This window comes from Chitinophaga japonensis, assembly GCF_007830125.1.
GTDB lineage: Bacteria > Bacteroidota > Bacteroidia > Chitinophagales > Chitinophagaceae > Chitinophaga > Chitinophaga japonensis.
This window is the reverse complement of sequence record NZ_VLLG01000003.1, coordinates 736,045-754,351: the sequence shown is the minus strand read 5'-3', so window position 1 is coordinate 754,351 and position 18,307 is coordinate 736,045. Positions and strand designations below refer to the sequence as shown.

21 protein-coding genes are annotated in these 18,307 nt (G+C 54.1%); all 21 read right to left on the bottom strand.

The genetic code is table 11. The annotated features are described in order from the left end of the window. Positions 1–12: 12 nt before the first annotated feature. Positions 13–645 carry an outer membrane lipoprotein carrier protein LolA gene (locus tag LX66_RS12115; protein ID WP_145713603.1) on the bottom strand — a complete coding sequence of 211 codons (633 nt, stop codon included), beginning with the start codon at positions 643–645 and terminating at the stop codon, positions 13–15. Further along, on the bottom strand, positions 638–1,411 hold the full coding sequence (locus tag LX66_RS12110; protein ID WP_145713601.1) for a polysaccharide deacetylase family protein: 774 nt from the start codon (positions 1,409–1,411) through the stop codon (positions 638–640). Before LX66_RS12110 ends, LX66_RS12115 begins: the two co-directional genes overlap by 8 nt. Next, positions 1,408–2,472: a beta-ketoacyl synthase chain length factor gene (locus LX66_RS12105; RefSeq protein WP_244620381.1), complete on the bottom strand. Its 1,065-nt coding sequence runs from the start codon at positions 2,470–2,472 to the stop codon at positions 1,408–1,410. The genes LX66_RS12110 and LX66_RS12105 overlap by 4 nt, the downstream gene beginning before the upstream one ends. Before the next feature lie 124 nt (positions 2,473–2,596). Beyond that, positions 2,597–3,799 carry a beta-ketoacyl-[acyl-carrier-protein] synthase family protein gene (locus tag LX66_RS12100; protein WP_145713598.1) on the bottom strand — a complete coding sequence of 401 codons (1,203 nt, stop codon included), beginning with the start codon at positions 3,797–3,799 and terminating at the stop codon, positions 2,597–2,599. Then, positions 3,796–4,059 (bottom strand): phosphopantetheine-binding protein, encoded by a 264-nt coding sequence (locus tag LX66_RS12095; protein ID WP_145713595.1) that lies wholly within the window; start codon positions 4,057–4,059, stop codon positions 3,796–3,798. Before LX66_RS12095 ends, LX66_RS12100 begins: the two co-directional genes overlap by 4 nt. Positions 4,060–4,103: 44 nt before the next feature. Continuing rightward, positions 4,104–4,733, bottom strand: a complete 630-nt coding sequence (locus tag LX66_RS12090) for a hypothetical protein (RefSeq protein ID WP_145713592.1) — start codon at positions 4,731–4,733, stop codon at positions 4,104–4,106. Next, positions 4,730–5,977, bottom strand: a complete 1,248-nt coding sequence (locus LX66_RS12085; protein ID WP_145713589.1) for an NAD(P)/FAD-dependent oxidoreductase — start codon at positions 5,975–5,977, stop codon at positions 4,730–4,732. Before LX66_RS12085 ends, LX66_RS12090 begins: the two co-directional genes overlap by 4 nt. 84 nt (positions 5,978–6,061) lie before the next feature. Beyond that, entirely contained in the window at positions 6,062–7,129 is a 1,068-nt protein-coding gene (locus tag LX66_RS12080) for a class I SAM-dependent methyltransferase (RefSeq protein ID WP_145713586.1), read from the bottom strand. 24 nt (positions 7,130–7,153) lie between these two features. Then, positions 7,154–8,299, bottom strand: coding sequence for a beta-ketoacyl-[acyl-carrier-protein] synthase family protein (locus LX66_RS12075; protein ID WP_145713584.1), 1,146 nt, complete (start codon positions 8,297–8,299; stop codon positions 7,154–7,156). 90 nt (positions 8,300–8,389) lie between these two features. Beyond that, a complete protein-coding gene (locus LX66_RS12070; protein WP_145713582.1) occupies positions 8,390–8,809 on the bottom strand; it encodes an acyl-CoA thioesterase in 420 nt (139 codons plus the stop codon). Beyond that, positions 8,809–9,453: a hypothetical protein gene (locus LX66_RS12065; RefSeq protein ID WP_145713579.1), complete on the bottom strand. Its 645-nt coding sequence runs from the start codon at positions 9,451–9,453 to the stop codon at positions 8,809–8,811. Before LX66_RS12065 ends, LX66_RS12070 begins: the two co-directional genes overlap by 1 nt. A 12-nt stretch (positions 9,454–9,465) precedes the next feature. Next, positions 9,466–9,885 carry a 3-hydroxyacyl-ACP dehydratase gene (locus tag LX66_RS12060; protein ID WP_145713576.1) on the bottom strand — a complete coding sequence of 140 codons (420 nt, stop codon included), beginning with the start codon at positions 9,883–9,885 and terminating at the stop codon, positions 9,466–9,468. A 1-nt stretch (position 9,886) separates the two neighbouring features. Beyond that, positions 9,887–10,552: an LpxL/LpxP family acyltransferase gene (locus LX66_RS12055; protein ID WP_244620380.1), complete on the bottom strand. Its 666-nt coding sequence runs from the start codon at positions 10,550–10,552 to the stop codon at positions 9,887–9,889. A 209-nt stretch (positions 10,553–10,761) separates the two neighbouring features. Then, positions 10,762–11,019 (bottom strand): acyl carrier protein, encoded by a 258-nt coding sequence (locus LX66_RS12050; RefSeq protein ID WP_145713571.1) that lies wholly within the window; start codon positions 11,017–11,019, stop codon positions 10,762–10,764. Between the two features lie 195 nt (positions 11,020–11,214). Continuing rightward, positions 11,215–12,441 (bottom strand): beta-ketoacyl-[acyl-carrier-protein] synthase family protein, encoded by a 1,227-nt coding sequence (locus LX66_RS12045; protein ID WP_145713569.1) that lies wholly within the window; start codon positions 12,439–12,441, stop codon positions 11,215–11,217. Between the two features lie 21 nt (positions 12,442–12,462). Next, positions 12,463–13,191 (bottom strand): 3-oxoacyl-ACP reductase FabG, encoded by a 729-nt coding sequence (fabG, locus tag LX66_RS12040; protein WP_145713567.1) that lies wholly within the window; start codon positions 13,189–13,191, stop codon positions 12,463–12,465. Between the two features lie 81 nt (positions 13,192–13,272). Continuing rightward, a complete protein-coding gene (locus LX66_RS12035; protein ID WP_145713564.1) occupies positions 13,273–14,808 on the bottom strand; it encodes an HAL/PAL/TAL family ammonia-lyase in 1,536 nt (511 codons plus the stop codon). A gap of 83 nt (positions 14,809–14,891) precedes the next feature. Beyond that, a complete protein-coding gene (locus LX66_RS12030) occupies positions 14,892–16,187 on the bottom strand; it encodes a hemolysin family protein (RefSeq protein WP_145713561.1) in 1,296 nt (431 codons plus the stop codon). Between the two features lie 24 nt (positions 16,188–16,211). Further along, positions 16,212–16,949, bottom strand: a complete 738-nt coding sequence (locus LX66_RS12025; protein ID WP_145713558.1) for a ZIP family metal transporter — start codon at positions 16,947–16,949, stop codon at positions 16,212–16,214. After that, positions 16,946–17,524 carry a phosphatase PAP2 family protein gene (locus LX66_RS12020; protein ID WP_145713556.1) on the bottom strand — a complete coding sequence of 193 codons (579 nt, stop codon included), beginning with the start codon at positions 17,522–17,524 and terminating at the stop codon, positions 16,946–16,948. Before LX66_RS12020 ends, LX66_RS12025 begins: the two co-directional genes overlap by 4 nt. 7 nt (positions 17,525–17,531) lie before the next feature. Beyond that, positions 17,532–18,284, bottom strand: coding sequence for a class I SAM-dependent methyltransferase (locus LX66_RS12015; RefSeq protein ID WP_145713553.1), 753 nt, complete (start codon positions 18,282–18,284; stop codon positions 17,532–17,534). Between the last annotated feature and the right edge of the window lie 23 nt (positions 18,285–18,307).

Here is an 18,307-nt window from a genome sequence, read left to right as displayed (position 1 = left end):
AGCCAACTGTATTTATTTGGCCGTAAATACCGCATCAGGAATATCCACATTCATTTGTTTGTGTAAAAAGCTGATAGTGGTATGATCGCCGCCAGGTTCCAGCATAATGATCCGGGATACGGAATAATCCTGCTTGTCCACCAGCAACTGTATCGTTTTAAAATACTGCTGCAGCGCTTTGGACACCGGCGTCAGGTCCAGGCGGTAGTGCTGCGCGTTCTCCAGCACGGCAGCTTTAAAGTCAGGATTGTTCAGCACGTTACCGCGCACACAATCCACGGTAATGCGGTTGATCTGCTCAAACAGCTTGTTGCCCGCGGTATTCACCCGGTTCTGCCGCTGCCCGTCCCTGGTAATGATATTCTTACCATTCATGATCATCAGGTAATAGGAGGGCTGCTGGTATTCCATGCGCACCTTGTTCTCTTTCCTGAACCAGAATTTTCCTTTGGAAACGATCTTGTCCGACAGCATGCTCAGGTGTTTCTCCTGCACAAAATCGGCCTGTATGGACTGTGTATTTTGCGCTGCTTTGGCAAACTGCTGTTTGAACGCTTCCAGGTTGGCCACCGGTTTAAATCCGCCGGTTTGCGCATATGCCTGCATCACACAGCAGCAACATAACAAAAACATCCATCTACGCATAAGCAGGTATGTTTAACATTTTATCAATTCTTTCTATCCGGTACCCGCTGCTGCGAATATGATCGATCAGCGCCGGCAGTATCTTTACGGTGATCTCCCGGCTGTCGTGCAGCAGGATAATGGCGCCGGGATGCAGGTGCGTGGTGATGCGGTGCAGCAGTTGCTCCTCTCCCGCAGCCACGGTGTCCAGCGAGCGGATGCTCCAGCCCAGCGGGAAATAGCCGCCCCGCATTACGGCCCTGCGCAGGTTGGGATTGGTAACCCCGTAAGGCGGGCGAAAGAAATGCGGCCGCTGCCCCGTCACCTGCGCTATGCAGGCATCCGTACGGCGCAGCTCCTCCAGCATACGGTCCGCCCCGAAAAGATCGAACCAGAAATGATGGGAATAGCTGTGATTGCCTACCAGGTGACCCTCCGCATGCACGCGCTGCAGCAGGGCCTCCTGCTGCGCTACATGATGGCCGATACAGAAAAAAGCGGCCGGCGCCTGGCGCTCCTGCAGGATGTCCAGCAACTGCGGCGTAAAAGCCGGCAGCGGACCATCGTCAAAAGTAAGCGCTACTACCTTTTCCTGCGTGCGCACCTGGCAGGTAACCGGCATGTAAAAGCCTGCAGCAATGTTCACCGATCCCCAGGCCAGTACCGCCACATACAGTATCAGCAACAACACAAATATCCACCATGACAGGGGCTGCCAGAAATTATGCAGCGCCAGCAGAACTGCCAGCAGCGCAAAGGTGATGATATTTGTGAGGCGGTAGGTCATGTTCTGTCTAATAAGATCAGGGAGTGATGGGTACCCTGGTAACAATTATAGATCAATATCCTGTCCAGTTGCCGCGGTGCTGCGCCACTAAACAAAAGTCCCTGCGGCAACTGCTGTCCATGCAATATCCGTGCCCCCAGCCAGGTGGCAAAGGCCGATGCGGTAGGATATTCCCCGCACAAATGCTTGAAGCCTGCTACGGCGCAGCCCTGGAACAACTTTTGTTCCAGGCGCGTGAAATGCCTGTTCTCCCCCGCATGACCGTTGCGCCCGCTGATCAGCAGGTCTATATCCCCGCTGCTGCAATGATGCGCCGCCAGGAAAGCCTCCACAGCCGCATCCATTTCCTGTTCGTCCGCAGGTTTATAGATGGTGGCCAGGCCGGTGATCCTGGCTACGGTACGCACATTTCTTTCCGTGCCCAGCATGAAATAGGCTGCGCCTTCCCCCCCAATGGTACCGCCGGTATGGCTTTGCAGCAATGCAGTATTGCGTACCGGCGCCTGCTTGTACAGCCCAAAGCGCGACAGGATGCGGTGGCTGTGATCCGTGATCTCGTCCACACCGCCCACCAATACCTGCCGGGCGGCCTGCTCCTGCAGCAGCATCATGCTGTCCAGCAATGCGCTTTCGAAAGAGAACGCGCGGTGCACAAACGTATTGTTATAGGCATGGCAGCCCAGCAGCAGCGCGATCTGCCCGCCTACCGTATTGTGGGTGGACTGGATAAACGCCGTAGGCGTCAGCATTTCCTCCTGTTGGGCCACCATCCTGGACAGGAAAATGCCGGTATCTTCCAGGCAGCCATAGGCGGTGCCGGTCACAATAGCGTCCGGCATATCGATACCCGCTTCCTGCAGGCTTAGCTTCGCCGCGGCGATGCCCATTTTTACCACGCGCCCCATGCGGCGGATCAGCTTCAGGTCTATCCACTGCCTGTAATCCGGCTCCACAGCTTTCAGGCGGTCGCCCTCGTATTCCCTGATACCTGCCAGGAAAGGCTCCACTACCGTAGTATCTTGCGGTGATACGCAACCGGTTCCCTGGATATAAATGTTCATGCCTTTACTGAATTAATAATTAATAATTAAGAATCGTAGGGCGATGTACATTGGCAATGAAGTGTAACACATATGCTGCTTGTATTATTCATTATTAATGCTTAATTATTAATTCATTGCGTTATCAATTGAACCCTGAGAAGATAAGACTCGAGCAATTGCCTCCGAATCCGAAAGAATTGGACATTACATGCGTCAGCCGGTTGCCCTTTGAAAAGGAAGTAGCCGGAGTGAACGGATATTCCTTCATGGGAACGGCAAAATGCGCATTCGGGTATATAACGCCCTGCTGCACCGCCAGTGCGGAAAATACTGCTTCTATGCCGCCGCTGGCGCCCAGCGTATGCCCGGTAAATGACTTGGTAGAGCTCATAGCCGGGTAGTACGGCGCAAACAAACGTTGTATGGCCTTGCCTTCAGACTCGTCATTGTTCTGCGTGCCGGTGCCGTGCAGGTTAATATAAGCAATGTCCGCAGGCTGCAGCCCGCTCATTTCCAGCGCGCCCTTCATGGCCAGGTAATTACCGGTGCCTTCCGGCGAAGAGGCCGTTTGATGGTAAGCATCATTCGCATTGGCATAACCGCTCAGCCGGCACCAGGGCCCATTGGGCAGTTGCGCCGCTACGGCGTCGCTTACCAGCACCACGTAGCCGGCCCCTTCTCCCAGGTTCAGCCCTGCCCGGGTATCGTCAAACGGCCTGCAGGGCTGCTGGTCCAGTATCATCAGGGTATTGAATCCATTAAGGGTAAAGCGGGTCAGCGCATCCGCCCCGCCGGCTATCACCACATCCACGATGTTATGCCGGATCAGGCGGGCGCCGTACATCAGCGCATTGGCGCCGGAAGAGCAGGCCGTGCTGATAGTAGACACCTGCTGCCGGATGCCCATGGCATCGGCCACCAGCTCCGTTACGCTGCCGCATTCATGATGCAACACCTGCCACAAACGACCTTGCTGCGGATGTTGCAGGTAAGCGCCAAAGAAATCTTCTGTTTTGTCCATGCCGCCTACGGTATTGGCAGACACCAATCCTGTACGGTAAGGTGCAAGGCTGCCCAGGCCGGTGGATGCCCAGGCCTGCTCTGCTGCTATCTTGCTCAGCAACGCTGTCCTGCTCACACTGGCCGGCAGGCCCGCCTGCGCGGCCAGGGCGTCATTATCCGCCTTTACTTCCGCCACCGGCAGTACGCCGCGGTGTATGGAACGCAGGTGCTGCATATCCTGCATGCCGGGCTCCATACGGGCAAAAGCCTCCAGGCAGGCCCGCAGGTCAGCGCCTATGCCGCAGATCACGCCGCCGCCGGCTACCCATACCTGCCCGCTCATCCCTGCTGCTTTTGGTGCGCCGTGATGTATTCCGCCATGGAGCGCACAGAGTGGAATATCTCCGGGCCCTGTTCCGGGTTGGCGATCCGGATGTTATAATGCTGCTGCAGCAATACGATCAGTTCCAGGGCGTCAATAGAGTCCAGGCCCAATCCTTCCTTGAACAAAGGCTGATCATTTCCTATATCCTCCGGTTTTACCTCCTGCAAATTCAGTTGCGCAATGATCTGCGATTTCAGATCGGCCATCAGTTTTTCCATATATCATGTATGATGTTTGAAGTAAGAAATATGATGTATGATGCTCACCTCATATTTCCTGCATATATTTTTTTTACGTTTTCAACGGTGAAGAGCGGCGCGCCGCTCACTTCCCTCCTCTCGGCAAAATACAGGGCCGCTTCATACGCCCCGTCCATCACCTCCACCCAGCCGCAGATGCAGGCGGTGGCGGCATTGGTATCCAGGAGCAACTGTGCATAGGACCTTACCAGCTCCGCATCAAAGCCTTCGGTTGTAAAAAAGGCATGCTCGCCTTTAAAGCCGTGCCGGATGCATATTTCCCCTATCACGATATTGGGCAGGGTGTATACGAACAGCGCCGGGCTGGGAATATCCTTTACGGTATTATAATAACGGGCATCGGTATCCAGGCTGGTGCTGCGGTTGCTCAGCACGATCGCTACCTGCCCGGGCAAATGATCCTCTACTTCCGCTGCCTGCAGCAGTACTTCTGCGGCCAGCCATCCCAGCCTGGAGAGATGATCCATTTTATGGAACTTGGGATATTGCCCGGAAAAGTGATCGTAGCCGTTGCGCAGGAATTCGGGCAGCGCCGTGCCCGGCGTGTCCTGCCAGCGCAGGACGCCGTTATTGTACACCTGGTGCTGCCGGATCACGCAACTACCTGTAATATATGCCGTTCCGTTGCTCAATTGCCTTCCTTTATTTTTTCTGTCAGTTCAATAGCGCGCGCCAGCCGCTTCAGCGCCGTTTGGTGATTGCTTACGAAAGGATTGTCCATATCCCATACGTAGCCCGCCAGCACGGAGCAGATCTGCTGCTTTACCAGCGGGTTGGGCGTAGGGTTAAAGAAAATGGTATCCAGGGTACCTTCGTACCAGGCCATAACATAAGAGCGGAATGTATTGACGCCCTGCATGGCAGGTTCCATGTATTCTTTTTCCCAATCCACCGCCTGGCCCTGCAACTTGCGGATCACCAGCCTGGCGGCTGTCTGGCTGGACACACACGCCAAAGTTACGCCGGATGAAAAGATCGGGTCCAGGAATTCCGTTACATTACCCGTCAGCACAAAACCTTCCCCGTAGAACCTGTCCGTGGTAGCGGACCAGGACTCCAGCACCCGCGGCTCAAATACCAGCTCCACATCCCGGAAACGTTCCCTGGTATAGGGCTCCGCTTCCAGCAGGGCGCGGAACTGCTGCTCCGGCGTACCGGCATACTGTGCAAAAAAAGAAGGATCGCCCACAAACCCCACGGAGGTATTCCCGTTGGAGAAAGGAATGATCCAGATCCACACGCCCGGGCGGTGCACCACCGCGGTAATGCGGTTAGGCTCGTCCGCCATGGAGCGGCGCACATCTACGGTATGCGCAAACAGCGCCTTGCGGGGCTGCAGGTTGGATGGCTTCTCCAGGTTAAAGAGGCGGGGTATCACCCGGCCGTAACCGCTGCCATCCACTATAAAGCGCGCCTGTATCTGCTGCTGGTTGCCCTGCGCATCGGTTACCGTGGTGAGACTTTCCTGCCCGTTAAAGCGTATGTCCGTTACTGTTGTTTCATATGCTACAGCGATGCCCATCTTTTCGCAGGTATCCGCCAGCGTTTTGTCGAAATCCGCACGGGTTACCTGCCAGGTCCAGGTCCAGCCCTTTGTAAACTGCTCTTCAAAGGTAAAATCGCACACGCCCTTATCCTTCACGAACTTGGCGCCGTACTTACGCTGGAAACCCTGTGCGTCAATGGCTTCAATGAAGCCGGCCTCCTGCAGGGCTTCCATGCTGCGGGGCAACAAGCTTTCACCGATCACGAAGCGCGGGAACTTTTGCTTTTCCACGATCTTCACCTTGTACCCGGCCTGATGAATAATGGATGCGGCTACCGTACCGGCCGGGCCGGCGCCAATCACCAATACATCCACCTGTTCTGTGTTCATTTATTTTGATGTTTTACTGATAGAATGTAAAATGTAAACTTTTACATTTTACATTTTTCATTTAAGATTTTACATTTTTATTTATCATGCTTTTACACATTTCAACAATGTATAGCTCAATCCCATCCGGTCATCTTCCTCCACTACCTGCAGGCCGGCATCGGCAATGCACTGGAAAAACTCGTCCGTATGATACATCTGGCTGTTACCGTTGGCCATGGCGGTAAAATACAGGGAGGTCTGCTGCAGGCAGAAGGCAGCGGATTTGAATACCTGCCGGTTCCAGAAAGGCTCCAGTATGAAAATGGCGCCCCCGGGCGTTAAGGCCTCGCGGCAACGTTTGAGGATGGAAACGATCTCCGCTTCGGAAAAGCAGTCGAGGAACTGGCTCATCCAGATCACGTCGAAGCCCTGCGGGAAAGGCAGGCTTTCATCCAGGATATTGGCCGTATGGAAGGATACCCTGTCCGCCACGCCGGCTTCCTGCACCCGCTGCTGCGCCAGGGCTATTTCGCCGGGCAGGTCAAACATAGTGACCTGTACCTCCTTGTCATATTCCGTGCAGGCCAGGGTCCACTTACCGGTATTGCCGCCAATGTCCAGCAGCCTGCGGGGCTTATCTTTAAATACGATGGGCAGCGCCTGGGGAAAAGCCAGGTCGGAATAATAGTGGTCAAAATCAAACCAGCTTTTTCCTGTTTCCGGCGGCAGCAGCGGCAGGCCCGGGTAGATGGTGTCCCAGGGGCCCAGCTCCTGCAGGCCCGCGGGCCGGCCTTCGCGGAGACTGTCCTGCAGGTGGTACATGCCCTTGTAGCAGATATCCTGTACAAAGTTCATGTTGATGCGGGTCAGCGTATCATGCTCAATAAAGTAACCGGTTTTGGTAAGGGAATATCTTTTATTGTTAACGATCAACAGTTCCATGCCCAGCCCGGCTTCCAGCAGTACCCGGATGGCGTAGCGGGACAGGGATACCTCCTGCATGATCTCCTCGATGGTCATCCCAGCGGCCCCGCTTTTGCTGATCAGCTTCAGGATACCGAAATCCCGCAGGGCCCGCGCAGCCTGGAAAGCTACCGGCGCAAAAGCCAATTGCAGGGCGGCTTCCTTGGCCTGCAATGCTGTTTTTGTTTCTTTGGCGAAAAATTCCATATGTTTTATTACGAATGATCGTTGTTACACCAGCGAGAACACCATAGCGGCGTTGCAGCCGCCAAAACCGGACACTGTTTTCAGGTAGTGCCGCATGGACCGCTGCTCCAGCGTACGGCTCACGTTTACCGGCAGGCTTACGCCCGGTTGCGAAAAGCCCTGTGTGGGCAGCACCACCTGCTGCTGCAGGGCGCGGATGCCAATAATGGCCTCTATCAACCCGGCGGCGCCCAGGGTGTGCCCGTAGTACCCCTTGAAACTGTTTACCGGCGTTTGTTCCAGGCCGGCCAGGTGCAGGGCCTTGGCCTCCATCTCATCGTTGTACAGGGTGGCGGTGCCGTGGGCGGACACAAAACCAATATCGGCCGGTGTCAGCCCGCTGTGCAGCATGGCGTTCCGCATGGCCATGCCCAGCTCCGCCCCCGTGCGTGAAGGCCCGGAAATATGGTTGGCATCATTGCTGACAGACCCGGCCCCGGCCAGCACGGCGCCAGCAGGCGCCAGCTCCTGCCGCTTGCTGAGCACCACGGTACCGGCGCCTTCCCCCAGCGTAACGCCTTTGCGCTCCGCATCAAAGGGTCGGCAGGGCTCCGGGCTCACTGCCTGGAATGACTGGAAGCCGGACAGCACAAACTGCGTCATTACATCTGCACCCGTTACTACGGCATGGTCATACTGCCCGGAAGCGATCAGGCGCCGGCCTATCAAAACGGCCAGCAGCCCGGATATACAGGCATTGCTCACCACGATGGGCGCTGCCTGGTACCCGAAGTAAGCGGCTACTTTCCGTGCCGCGCCAAACAGTTCCATCTGCCCGTATGGCGGTGCATCCGGCTGCTGCTCCAGCAATGCTATGTTGCCTTTTGTGGTAGACACAATGAAGGCCGTACGCCCGTCCGTGATATCAAGCGCGGTTTGCGCCAGCGCATCCTGCACGGACAGGATCAGGAGCTGCTCAAATTTCGTATATTCACTTAAGTTATATCCCTCTGCGTAGGCTTCCAACTGGCCGGGGGGCATCATAGCGGCGTAAAAGGGCGCGGGGGACAGCAGCGGGTCGCGGTGCTGCTGTATGCCGCTCCTGCCGCTGCGCACGGCAGCAAAATTCTCTGCCGCCGTACGGCCCAGAGGCGCCACAATATTGTCCGCTATTACATATACATTGCTCATATTCAATCCTTAGCTGAAAGCTTAAAGCAGAAAGCAAAAAGCCCGCGAGTTGCTGCATTAGCTTTATGCTTTATGCTTTGCACTTTATGCTCACAAAAGCCCCCACTGTTCTTTCCAGGCTTTAAAAAAGGGAGGGATCGTAAGCTGCAGCGTGGAAGATTCCGTGTCCAGGAACACCTGCACGGAAGCGCCGTCTGCCACCAGCTCGCCGGTAGCGGCATTGTACAGGGAGTACAGGAATTTTATCTTGGCTGCCGCTGTATCCACATATTTTGTTTCCACTATCACGCGGTCACCATAACGGAGCGAGCGTTTATAATTGCATTCCACTTTCACGATGGGCACGGTATAGCCCTGCTGAAAAATGTCCAGGTACCGCAGGCCGTACTTCTCACCGAAGGCTTCGCGCCCGTCCTCGAAGTAACGCACGTAATGCCCGTGCCATACAATGCCCAGCGGATCTGCTTCATTGAACTTCACTAATATGTTTGCCCGCTCTGTTAATTCCATCAGTTTGCATATTTTGCTTTCCACTGCTTATACCGGTGCTTCTCCACCTCTTCCAGCACCTTGTGCACGGTATAAGCCCAGTAGTTACGAAATCCGAAACCCTGCGCCTTGCCTTCCAGCTCTTCCGTGAGCAACACTTTTTTGTTGTCCATATCCACCAGGGTGACGTGCATGGTGGCCGCTTTTTCGGTCTTGCTCATGCCGTCCATTACCAGCAGCAGCCCGATGCCTTTTTTGCCGCCAAAATCAAATCCCTGCACCAATTGGTCGATGTCCGCCGGTTTGAGGTGGTTAAAATCCGCGGAGTTATCGGACTTGATCTTGTCCGGGTTAATGGCTGCATTGCGTTTGGTAACGGCCGCCAGGTCGGTGGTCACCTGGTTGTGAAAGGCGCCGGCAATATCATACTTCTTGGGCTCGGCGATAATTACGTTGTTGATAGCCGGGAAATGCCGATCCCGGATATCATTGGTAACGGCATCCGCATCCCCCAGGAGCCTGGCCTGTGTAAAGTCTACGCCCAGGTAGGTCAGCGGCGCGCCGGCGGTAAAAAATTCTTTCAGGGTCTGTGCCTGGGAGCTAACGGCCAGCAGCAGGGCGGCCAGTAATAAGCGCATTCTTTTGTGCATGGTAAATGGTGTCATGATACTACTTATTCAGGGGTTTATGAATATTTTCATTTCACATTGCGCTATCAGTTTCCCGTCCAGCATTACCTGGCCGGTGATCATGGTGGCGTTGAATACCTTATGCGTGATCTGTGTGGTGGTTTCAATAAAAGCGCCTGCAGGCGGCAGCTCAAATATCTCCAGGTCCTTTACCGCGCCGATGTAGCCCACCTGCACCGGCACCTGGCCCTGCACCGCCTCATAGCCGGCGCCGGCCGCAGCGGTTTGCGCAATGTTCTCCATGAGACCGGGCGGGGTCAGCACGCCGTTCTGCACAAAAATATTATCGGGGCTTACGTGGAAGCCGGTGCGGGTGCGTTGCTCATCCGCCGCCAGTATACCGCTGATCATCACGATAGGCGTGCGCTGCGGAATGTATTGGGTGATATTATCTGAATGAATGAACATATTATTCCCAAAAGTCGTAATAATTGAACCATTGCTCCGGGTACTGCCGCACTTTTTCCTCCAGGACCGCTACAAAATCGCCGGCCGCTTCCTGTACGCCCTGCTGCCGGCGCCCATGGTATTCCCGCGGCGGGGTGGCATACAGGTGATAATGGCTGGCAGACTCCTTGAAAGCGAATACCAGCGAAACCGGCACCCTGAAGGTGGCGGCCAGCAGGAACGGCCCTGCGGGGAACCGGGCTTCCGCCCCCAGGAAACGGGCCTCCACGGTCTTATTGCCTTCCATGAACCGGTCTGCATGCATGCATACCAGCTCATTATTGCCCAGGGCGTCATTAATAGCGTAAATGTGCGATAAATCGTCCTTAATTACAATAACATTTACATTCCGTTCCCCGGTAACGCCGGAAAGGTATTGCTTGATGCGCTCATGCTCCCCGTCGAACATCACGATATTGATACGGGTCTGCAACCGGGTGAACAGGTGGCCGGCTACTTCCCAGTTGCCCAGGTGAGCGCTGAGCAGGATGCCGCCGCGCCCGGCCGCCACCAACTGCCGGAGATGGTGCTCCCCTTCAAACTGGAAGGTGAACCTGTTGGGGATGCCGGCCATTACCACGATCTTGTCGATCAGCGTTTGCCCGAATATGTAATAGTTACGGTACACGCTGCGCAGCGAACGCCACCGGCTATACCCTATTTTTGTGTGAAAATAACGGAAGATCGGCCTTGAGGAACTGTGGGAAAACAAAAAATAGTATCCTGCTACAAACCTTAACAGCCAATAAGCCGGCCTTACCCCCCCGTAACGCAATGTTTCAATGAAAATACGGTATCCCAGCTTATTGCCTTTGGACTTCCCCTGCCAGGACGGCATTATACCAATGCTTTTTGTTTTACACGATGGGCTACATAATCATAAAAATCCTGGAAGGTCACAATGCTCTGAAAATCTTCGGGGTTCACTTTAAAACCGAAGTTGTTCTCGATCACTACTACCAGATCTATATAGTCCAGGCTGTCCAGTTCCAGGGTGGATTTAAGGTTAGCCTCAGGCGAAATTTTTGCGGGGTCTGCTTCAAACTCCTCCATCAAAAACGCATTAGTTCTCTGTATGATCTCTTTAATGTCCATAATTAGTGTAACTCCTTCAGTATAGGTTGATTAAAAAATAAAGTGTACAACGGTTCTGAACTTTAACCCAATTATAACGGTCAACCGGCCTCAAAGTTAATAATATATTATAAGTTATAGTACAGCCTTCTAAGGCCGGGGGTTAATTTACCGCTACACAACGTATCAAAAGGGGCCTAAATTACTGGCGCCCAACTATTTGCCCTCCCATCTGCGAACAATCAGGGATGAATTGGTCCCCCCAAACCCAAAGGAATTCGACAAAAATATATTAAAATCTTTATTAATAGTAGCATCCACGATATTTAATTTGGCGGCATCCTCATCCGGGTGCTCCAGGTTGATATTGGGGGCTATGAACCCGTGTTGCATCATGAGCATGGAGTAAACGATCTCGCTGGCACCGGCCATCCAGCACTCATGTCCCGTCATGGACTTGGTGGAGCTGACATAGGGCTTTGAGCCGCCGAACACCTCATGAATGGCCCTGGCCTCGCTGGCGTCGCCGGCAGGCGTGGAGGTGGCGTGGGCATTGATATAGGCAATGTCGCCCGGCTGCAGGCCGGCGTCCTGCAACGCTATCTGCAATGATCTTACCGGTCCTTCCACGGTGGGATTGGAAATATGGGCGCCGTTGGAGGAAAAACCGTAGCCCAGCACCTCGCCCAGTATGGTAGCGCCCCTGCGTTGGGCAGACTCCAGGCTTTCCAGTATTACCGTGGCGGCGCCACCGCTGGGTACCAGCCCGTCCCGGTCGCGGTCAAAGGGGCGGGAGGCCCTTGCCGGATCGCTTTCTCTTACGGAAAAAGCGGCAATGGCGTCAAAATTGCCCATAGCGTAGATATTGATCTCCTGCGCGCCGCCGCATACCACGCAATCCTGCATACCATTCTTGATGAACATATAACCCAGGCCAATGGCATGCGAGCCGCTGGCGCAGGCTGCGCTCACACTGAAGTTGATGCCCCGCAGCCGGAAAATAGTGGCCAGGTTCATATTCACGGTAGAGTTCATGGTCTGGAACACGGAACCGGAGCCTACCAGCATGGTATCCTTCTTTTCCCGCATAATGTCCGTAGCCTCTATCACAGGCTTGGCGGAACTGTCGTTGCCAAACAGCAGCCCTATTTCCGTGCGCTCTATGTAATCCTTGTCAATACCTGCCTGCGCCAGGGCTTCCCGGGTGCTCATGAACGCAAACTCCGCCTGCTCCGGCATCATCAGCCGGGCACGGCGGTCCAGCAGCCCTTTCAGATCCGGTCTTTCCACAAAACCGGTAAGGGCGGAGCGGTAGCCGAAGGCCTTCCTTTCCGGGTCCAGTATAATACCGGACCTTCCCTGGTACAGCGAGTCCTTTACTTCATCCAGGTGCTTTCCCAAACAGGAATAAATACCCATCCCGGTGATCACTACTCTGTTCATAGTCAATAACCTTTCACGATATTAAGTATACAATCCTCCATTTACGGACAGCACCTCCCCGGTGATATAACCGGCGGCCTTTGATGCAAAAAAGCCTACTGCCTCGGCCACTTCTTCCGCCGTGCCAAAGCGGTTCATAGGCACCTGCGCGGCCAGCTCCTTTTCATTCAGCTCCGCCGTCATGTCCGTTTTGATAAAGCCCGGCGCCACGGCATTCACCGTTACGCCGCGTTTGGCCACTTCCTGGGCCAGCGCCTTGGTAGCCCCTATTACGCCGGCCTTGGCGGCGGAGTAATTGGTTTGGCCCGGCATGCCCTTTATACCGGAAAGGGACACAATATTGATAATGCGCCCATAGCGCTTCAGCAACATGCTGTTAAGCACCTGCTTGGTCACATAGAAAAATCCGTTCAGGCTGATATCCAGTACTTTATGCCATTGTTCACTGTTCATCCAGAACAGCAGGTTATCTTCCCGGATACCGGCGTTGTTCACCAGCACTGCTACCTGCTTCTCCTTGTTATTTTCCAGCCAGGCGCCCAGCACGCTTTGCACTTCCTGCTCGTTGCCCACATCAAAGGGCAGCAGCTCCCCATCCCCACCGGCTGCACGCACGGCTGCCAGGGTTTCTTCCGCGGCGGCGGCATTGCCCTTGTAGTTAATAATGACATAATAGCCCTGCCCGGCCATTTTCAGACATATTGCCCTGCCTATTCCTCTTGACCCGCCTGTTACTAAAGCACAAACCATTAGTATGAAGTAAGATTTATGAAATATGAAGTATGAATTGGCTTATTCATCAGTACATCACCATATCAGCACATTTGCATATTATACTTTTACCGGCACCTGCTCTACCAGGTATTCCTTTATTTTCCGGATATCCTGGTAGCGGGGAGCGTCTTCGATAAATTTAGGAAAAATAGCCCTTACTTCCCGGTAGATGCGCTGTGAGAAGGTGGAGAGCCGGTCCTGGCATTGCAGGTAATCCACGGCCTGCAGCATGGTCATTACCTGTATGGCCAGCACCTCGAAAGTGTTCTCTATTACACGGTTGGCCATCAGGGCGGCATTGCAGCCCATGCTCACAATATCCTGGTTATCGTTGTTATTGGGTATGCTGTGCACATACATGGGAAAAGAAAGCGTCTGGTTCTCCGCTACAGTAGAGGTGGCGGTGAACTGTACGCCCTGCATGCCAAAATTGAAGCCCAGCTTGCCCAGGTTCATAAAGGGCGGGAACTTGTGGTTCAGCTTGTCGTTCATCAGGTAGTTCAGTTGCCTTTCGGACAGCATGCTCAGCCTGGTAACGGCTATTTTCAGCTTGTCCATTTCCAGGGAAATGTAATCGCCGTGGAAATTACCACCGTGGAACACGTTCCCGTGATGATGGTCCACCACGGGATTGTCGCTCACGGAGTTCAGCTCCTGCAGCACCACCTTTTCCGCGTGCAGGAGGGTATCGTACACGGGGCCCAGTATCTGCGGCACGCAGCGCAGCGAGTAATACTCCTGCACCTTGTCCTTGAATATCTCTTCTTCCAGCTCCTTGTAGAGGTGGTCCGGGCGGTGCCGCACCATTTTGCTGTCCAGCAGTATCTCCCGCATCACTTCGGCAATGCGGTGCTGGCCGGCGTGCTTTTTCACGGCGTTCAGCTCGTAGGACAGATGATCGTCAAACGCCTCCACTATTTCATTGATCATGGCGGAGAGGATGCAGCTCCAGCCCAGCAGCTTGCGCGCCTCTATGAGGTTTACCAGGCCTACGCCGGTCATGGCGGAGGTGCCGTTGATCACGGCCAGGCCCTCGCGGATGTGCACCTGCATGGGCTGCAGGCCCAGCCGGGCAAAAACCTCCGCCGCAGGCTGCCGCTTGTCTTCGTAATACACCTCTCCTTCACCGATCAGCACCAGGGCCAGGTGCGCCAGTTGTACCAGGTCGCCGCTGGCGCCCACGCCGCCGTGCTCAAATATGCAGGGGTATACATGCTGGTTGATCAACGCGGTAAGGAGCTTCACCACCTCGGGATGTATGCCGGAATGCGCCTGCATAAAGCTGCTCAGGCGGGCCAGCATCAGCCCTTTGGTAAGCAGCGGGGGCATGCACTTGCCTGCGCCGGAGCTGTGGCTGCGGATCAGGTTGTACTGCAGTTGCAGGGTATCGGCCTCGGGTATCCGGTACTGCGCCATGGGGCCAAAGCCGGTATTGATACCATAGATCAGCTTTTTGGCGGAGAATTGCTGCAGGAAGCGGTAATTCTCCTCCACCTGCTGTAAAGCCGCTTCTTCCAGCTCCAGGGGCTCATGGTCAAACAATACCCGGTATACTTCATCCAGGGAAAGCGCCTTACTTCCTAATAAGATCATTATCTTAAATTAAATTATTTGCTATATGTAAAAACGGACAAAATTAATAAAAGTTGGTAGTATGTAGCGGGTAAGTTGGCGAATTATTCTTCTTCCTCCCGTGGTTCCGGCGTTTGCACCAGTACTTTGTCGATACGGTGCACGTCCATATCCACTATTTCAAAGGTAAATCCTCGCCATTCCACTTTTTCGCCCGTTTGGGGGATATGTTCCAGGTGGTGTAGTATAAAACCGGCCAGGGTATCAAATTCCTGCTCAAATTCGGCCATCCAGTCCTCTTTGTCAAACTCGCTGAGGAAGTCGTAGAAGGGTATCTGTGCGTCTACCAGGTAGGAGCCGTCGTCCCGTTTCACCATTTCATAGTCATCGTGCTGCCCGGTTTCCGGCATGTCGCCTACAATGGCTTCCAGGATGTCGTTCAGGGTGATCATGCCCAGGAAAGTGCCGTATTCATCCACAATGAAGGCTGCATGCACCTGCGTTTCCTTAAACTTCTCCAGCACCTGGTAGGCGCTGTTGTTTTCCGGTACAAACAGGGGTTTACGGATAATGGGCCGCAGCGCGTAGTTGTTACTGGCCGCAGCGGCATACAGGTCCTTGATGGAGATAATGCCCTTAATGCTGTCTATCTGCCCTTCGCACACCGGGTATACGGAATGCAGGCTGTTATTGATCTTGCGCCGGAAGCTCTCTGCCGGCTCGTTGATGTCCAGCCAGATAATATCCGTCCGGTGGGTCATCAGGGAGGTAATGTTACGGTCTCCCAGGTGAAACACCCGCTCTATGATCTCCTGCTCGGTTTCCTCTATGGCGCCGGAAGTAGTGCCTTCGTTGATGATGGCCTTGATCTCCTCTTCCGTCACCAGTTGATCACCGGCTTTGAGCTTGAATATTTTTACGATGAGGTTGGTGGATACGCTGAGCAGCCAGATGAAAGGAAAGGTAATACGCGACAGCAGGGTCATAGGCGTGGCCATGGTCTTGGCGATAGACTCCGGCCGGGCCAGGCCCAGGCGCTTGGGCACCAGCTCGCCCAGTACCATTGAGAAATAGGTGATCACAATAACGATCACGCCTGTAGCAATCCCGCTGCTGTACGGACGCAGCATCTCCGACCGGCCGATGAACTCTACCAGGTCCGTTTTGAGCTTCTCCCCGGAATAGATACCGGTTAAGATGCCTATCAGTGTAATACCTATCTGAACGGTGGAAAGGAATTTGTCCGGGTTATTTGCCAGCTTTAATGCCGCTTTTGCTCGTTCATCGCCTTTGTTGGCCTGGTGCTCTAAGCGTATTTTACGTGCGGAAACCATGGCGATCTCCGACATTGAGAACAGGCCATTCAGTAAAATCAGGATGAGGATAATGACGACTTCCATGATACAAAGGCTAAAAATAAAAAATTATTCAAATATTAAGGTAAGAAATGCCAAAACAATGCCGGCTGCAAATGCCAATATCTTACGGGCGCTCAATTCATGGTGCCGGGTACCGCTTTCATAGAAAATAGTAGTGGAAATATGCACAAAGGCGCCTATTACCAGCGCCGTGAGATATACCAGTGATTCCGTAACCAGCACAGACCGGTGGCCCAACTGCCCGGCCAGCAAGGCCGCCAGCGGCGTTACCAGCGAGAACAGCAATAATATGCGCCACAAAGCCGCCCTGGGCTGCTGCGCATGTATCATCACCGTCATCAGGGTAAGCGCCTCCGGTATCTTGTGGGCGGTAACGCCCAGCGCCAGCGAAGGCAGCGCCGATTGATCCGTAAACTGCAGTCCCAGGGGAATGCCCTCCATAAAAGCATGGATGGACAGGCCCGCCAGCAAAGGGGTGATGGAAACATGATGGTGCTGCCCCTGGACCGGCGGCAGGTGGGTATGGCCATGCTCCATACCGTGTGACAACTGCTGCAGGAACACCTGCAGGAAAAAGCCCAGCAATATGTAGATCCCGGCGGTGTGCCCCAGTTCGTGGTACACTTCGGGCAGCAGGTGTATAATGGTGATGCCAAAAAGAAAGGCCCCTGTAAAAGCCAGGAGGTAGATCGGCAAATTAGGATGCAGCCGCCTTACGGTCATGGGTATGATCCCGCCCCCGATGGTGGCCGCCAGTATCAGTATCAAATAGCTAAGGTTCATGTTGTGTATTCTGCTTCCAGTCTGATGCGGCGCTGGAAAAAACCGCCGCTCAATAATCCGATCATAATGCCCAGTAAAGCCCCGCCTGCAATATCCAGCGGGTAATGCACCCCCACATATACCTGGGCGTACCCGATGATCAGCGCCCAAAAGTAAAAGAGCCATGCATAGCCCCCGAATGCTTTTCTTAAAGTTAAGAAACAAAAGGTTCCCAGCGCAAAGTGATTGGCGGCATGGTTGGAGGTAAAGCTGCCGCTGCCGGGGCAGTAAGGCAGCAGTGAGCGTACAAAGTGCTGCAGCAAGGGATCGCGGCAGGGCCTTATCCGCCCTACGGCATCCTTGATGAAACTACCGGTCTGATCGGCAATACCAAAGCACACAATAAAGCACACGATCCAGAAAAAACCCCGCCATTTATAGTTAATGGTAACGAACAACGCCAGGAACAGGTACAAGGGCGCCCAGATGTAGGGCTCCCTGATCCAGGGCATGACAGCATCCAGCCAGCCGTTCGACCATTGGTTGTTAATACGGAAAAACATTCTGAGATCCAGCCGTAGCAGCCATTCTAACATAATTCAATCAGTTTATTACCGGTTTTTCTCCAATGATCACCATTCTCGGTGAGCGGTCCTCATCATAGGCGTTGAAATGATAATCGCCGAAAATATCCAGTACCCGGAGGCCCTGGCGGGAGAACATGGCCTCAAAATCCGCACGGGTAAAAGCCTGTACGCATTCCGTAAAGGAGCTGCGCTGCAGCTTGCTCCGGTCCAGTATGTTGATCTGCTTCAGGAAACGCCGGCCCTGCACCTCGCGCGAGATGTCGAACACTACCTGGTCTGTTTCCTTTACCTCGCTGGGCACCAGGTGCGCCGCTACGTAAGGGCTGTTCAGGTAGTCCAGCACCAGGCGGCCGCCGGGCTTCAGCGCATGATGCAGCGTGCGGAGCGCATTGTCATTTTCCCGCTGCGTATCAAAATAGCCAAAGCTGGTAAAAAAATTAAACACCACGTCAAAATAATTGATGCGGAACGGCAGGCGCATGTCATGCTGGAAAAAACTGAGATGATCATTTTCCAGCTTTTTGGCCACCTTGATGCTTTCGATGGAAAGATCGATACCGGTCACCATAAAGCCTTTCTCCGCCAGGTAACGGGCATGGCGCCCCCTCCCGCATGCAGCATCCAGCACCAGCGCGCCCGGCGACGGCTGCAGGTAAGCCAGCAGCTTGTCTATGAACGCCGCGGCTTCCCGCTCATCCCGGTTGCTGTACAACAGGTGATAATAAGGTGAGTTGAACCAGTCTTTGAACCACTGCTTTTGCGCTTCCATACGATTATAGACCTGTCAGGTTT

Excerpts from the sequence above, each read along its gene's own strand:
- LX66_RS12115 (WP_145713603.1), bottom strand. The coding sequence starts at position 645 with ATGCGTAGATGGATGTTTTTGTTATGTTGCTGCTGTGTGATGCAGGCA.
- LX66_RS12110 (WP_145713601.1), bottom strand. The coding sequence starts at position 1,411 with ATGACCTACCGCCTCACAAATATCATCACCTTTGCGCTGCTGGCAGTT.
- LX66_RS12105 (WP_244620381.1), bottom strand. The coding sequence starts at position 2,472 with ATGAACATTTATATCCAGGGAACCGGTTGCGTATCACCGCAAGATACT.
- LX66_RS12100 (WP_145713598.1), bottom strand. The coding sequence starts at position 3,799 with ATGAGCGGGCAGGTATGGGTAGCCGGCGGCGGCGTGATCTGCGGCATA.
- LX66_RS12095 (WP_145713595.1), bottom strand. The coding sequence starts at position 4,059 with ATGGAAAAACTGATGGCCGATCTGAAATCGCAGATCATTGCGCAACTG.
- LX66_RS12085 (WP_145713589.1), bottom strand. The coding sequence starts at position 5,977 with ATGAACACAGAACAGGTGGATGTATTGGTGATTGGCGCCGGCCCGGCC.
- LX66_RS12080 (WP_145713586.1), bottom strand. The coding sequence starts at position 7,129 with ATGGAATTTTTCGCCAAAGAAACAAAAACAGCATTGCAGGCCAAGGAA.
- LX66_RS12075 (WP_145713584.1), bottom strand. The coding sequence starts at position 8,299 with ATGAGCAATGTATATGTAATAGCGGACAATATTGTGGCGCCTCTGGGC.
- LX66_RS12070 (WP_145713582.1), bottom strand. The coding sequence starts at position 8,809 with ATGGAATTAACAGAGCGGGCAAACATATTAGTGAAGTTCAATGAAGCA.
- LX66_RS12065 (WP_145713579.1), bottom strand. The coding sequence starts at position 9,453 with ATGACACCATTTACCATGCACAAAAGAATGCGCTTATTACTGGCCGCC.
- LX66_RS12060 (WP_145713576.1), bottom strand. The coding sequence starts at position 9,885 with ATGTTCATTCATTCAGATAATATCACCCAATACATTCCGCAGCGCACG.
- LX66_RS12050 (WP_145713571.1), bottom strand. The coding sequence starts at position 11,019 with ATGGACATTAAAGAGATCATACAGAGAACTAATGCGTTTTTGATGGAG.
- LX66_RS12045 (WP_145713569.1), bottom strand. The coding sequence starts at position 12,441 with ATGAACAGAGTAGTGATCACCGGGATGGGTATTTATTCCTGTTTGGGA.
- fabG (WP_145713567.1), bottom strand. The coding sequence starts at position 13,191 with ATGGTTTGTGCTTTAGTAACAGGCGGGTCAAGAGGAATAGGCAGGGCA.
- LX66_RS12035 (WP_145713564.1), bottom strand. The coding sequence starts at position 14,808 with ATGATCTTATTAGGAAGTAAGGCGCTTTCCCTGGATGAAGTATACCGG.
- LX66_RS12030 (WP_145713561.1), bottom strand. The coding sequence starts at position 16,187 with ATGGAAGTCGTCATTATCCTCATCCTGATTTTACTGAATGGCCTGTTC.
- LX66_RS12025 (WP_145713558.1), bottom strand. The coding sequence starts at position 16,949 with ATGAACCTTAGCTATTTGATACTGATACTGGCGGCCACCATCGGGGGC.
- LX66_RS12020 (WP_145713556.1), bottom strand. The coding sequence starts at position 17,524 with ATGTTAGAATGGCTGCTACGGCTGGATCTCAGAATGTTTTTCCGTATT.
- LX66_RS12015 (WP_145713553.1), bottom strand. The coding sequence starts at position 18,284 with ATGGAAGCGCAAAAGCAGTGGTTCAAAGACTGGTTCAACTCACCTTAT.